Genomic DNA, 2,029 nt, shown 5'->3' with positions numbered 1-2,029 from the left:
TCACTCAAGACAGAAGTTCGCGACACACCTTAAGCATTCCAGCCAGCCATCCCTCAATTTAGGAGACACGCCCTAGGCCACTACGCTTTCCAGCTGTGCGGGGCAGGTGTCCGGCTCCCGGGCAGTGTGCTGGACGCACGCCATTCGTGGATCCAGTCGGGAAGCACCAGGTCCGCGGGCGGTTCGCCGAACTCCTTCAGGATGTCCGCCTGGCTGACGGGCCGCCCCTTGTGGACCAGCCGGGTGGCGATGTACGCGCGGGCGTACACCTCGCCGTCGGCCACCATGCGCTGTTCAAAGAAGATGGCTTTGGCATCCAGCCCGATAATGCGGGTCTCGATGGTGTAGTGCTGCCACAGCTGGAGGGACTTCCGGAAGGCGATAGTCTCCGCGGCCACCACCGGGCCCCAGCCGCGCCGGCGCATCCGCTGCCAGACTCCGCTGCGCACCATCAGGTCGAACCGGCCCAGGTCCATGAGGGACAGGTACATGCCGTTGTTCACGTGCATGGCAATGTCGATGTCCGTGGGCAGGACCCGCAGCGGCAGTGAGGAACTGTCCCAGACGGTCAGGGGCGGGCGGCGCGACGAACGGACCAGCATCAGCAGGGTTCTTAGGAGGAGGTGCATCCCCCAATGCTACCCGCCAGTAACATTGTGTTCGCAGCGTCCTGCAGCCGTGCCAGTAGGATTTCCTGCATGACGCAACAACGCTACCGGGACCTGGCGGACTGGCCGCTCACGGTGACGGCGCTCGTCTTCCTGGGAGCCTACGCGTGGCAGGTGATTGGCCGGATCGAAGGCAGTGCAGCCCTTTTGCTCGAGGCTGTCATGTGGGCCACCTGGGGAATCTTTGCCGTGGATTACCTGGCCAACCTGTGGCTGGCAGCCAACCGCGGAAGCTGGTTTGTCCGGAACCTGCACGAGCTGGTGATTGTGGCGCTGCCGTTCTTCCGGCCGCTGCGCCTCCTGCGGCTTGTGACACTGTTGTCCGTGCTGCACCGGACACTCGGCGACACCCTGAGGGGCCGGGTGGTGACCTATGTGGTGGGCTCGGCCACCATGCTGGTGTTTGTGGGCGCACTGGCGGTCCTGGACGTGGAGCAGTCGGCCCCGGACGCGAAGATCATCACCTTTGGCGATGCCTTGTGGTGGGCCATGACCACCATCACCACCGTGGGTTACGGCGACATGTACCCGGTGACGCCGATCGGGCGGATGGTTGCCGCTGCCCTGATGATGAGCGGCATCGCCGTGCTGGGTGTGGTCACGGCGTCCATCGCCTCGTGGCTGGTCCAGCGGGTAGAGGATACGGCTGAGGCAGTCTCCGAGGCAGAGGAACCGGTCCGTGCGGAAGTGGCGGACCTCGCGGCCGAAATTGCCGCGCTGCGGCGTGAGATCGCGGCCCTCCAGGAACGGCGAACGCCCTAGCCCACGGCTGTCCGGAAAACACTGCTGCCCGGCAAGTACCGGGCCTTCCGCGGTTGAGTAGCAGGTTCCGCGCCACCAAGTACCGCACTTAAATATTCGGGTAATTCCTACTGGTGCCGCTAAGGTGCGCCCTTCCTAGACTCGGGATTCCTAGGACCGAACACAGTGCCGGCGGTCCCCCGGAATTGCTTCCCGGGGTCCCGCCCCTCGCGGAGCCTCCGTATTTTCTGGGTATGCGGATGCCTCCATCCCGCGCCTTTCCTGCGGCCCCGCATCAACGGAGGCTACTGGCGCGTTCCCCTCGATCCGTCCCGCCCGCCGAAGCGCACTGTTCCGGCCCGGCTGGACCGAGCCTGGACGGGCTACCCATGAACCAGCCATACCTTTCCACCCCCGAAGGTCCCAGCAGGAGCTTCGCCACGGATGAACCCCGCACCGAGATCACCACTGGACGGCCGGCCATCAGCAACAGGCTGTGGGCCGGCATGGCAACGGCCGCCGTGGTGGCGGCAGTGGGCGTCGGCGCCCTGGCGGCGCCTCCCGCGTCAGTGGACCAGGGCACGACGACGGTGGGCCAAGTTGCCGAGGCCGCGTTGCCG

The 2,029-nt window shown here is 65.8% G+C and carries 2 protein-coding genes and 1 pseudogene; 2 read left to right on the top strand and 1 reads right to left on the bottom strand.

Going from position 1 to position 2,029, the window contains the following annotated elements; all coding sequences use genetic code 11:
- Positions 1-80: 80 nt before the first annotated feature.
- Positions 81-629: an acyl-CoA thioesterase gene (locus ACKAE7_RS20810; protein WP_188809546.1), complete on the bottom strand. Its 549-nt coding sequence runs from the start codon at positions 627-629 to the stop codon at positions 81-83.
- Between the two features lie 69 nt (positions 630-698).
- Here ACKAE7_RS20810 and ACKAE7_RS20805 point away from each other — a divergent pair, with 69 nt between their 5' ends.
- The gene (locus tag ACKAE7_RS20805) at positions 699-1,430 is read left to right on the top strand and encodes a potassium channel family protein (protein ID WP_188809545.1); all 732 of its coding nucleotides are present in this window, start codon (positions 699-701) and stop codon (positions 1,428-1,430) included.
- 368 nt (positions 1,431-1,798) lie between these two features.
- Positions 1,799-2,029, top strand: a pseudogene (locus tag ACKAE7_RS20800) (peptidoglycan-binding protein); the annotation flags it as partial.

The sequence above is a fragment of the Pseudarthrobacter sp. NKDBFgelt genome (genome assembly GCF_046097905.1).
GTDB lineage: Bacteria > Actinomycetota > Actinomycetes > Actinomycetales > Micrococcaceae > Arthrobacter > Arthrobacter polychromogenes.
The sequence above is the reverse complement of the archived record's forward strand: the minus strand, read 5'-3'. Positions and strand labels throughout refer to the sequence as shown.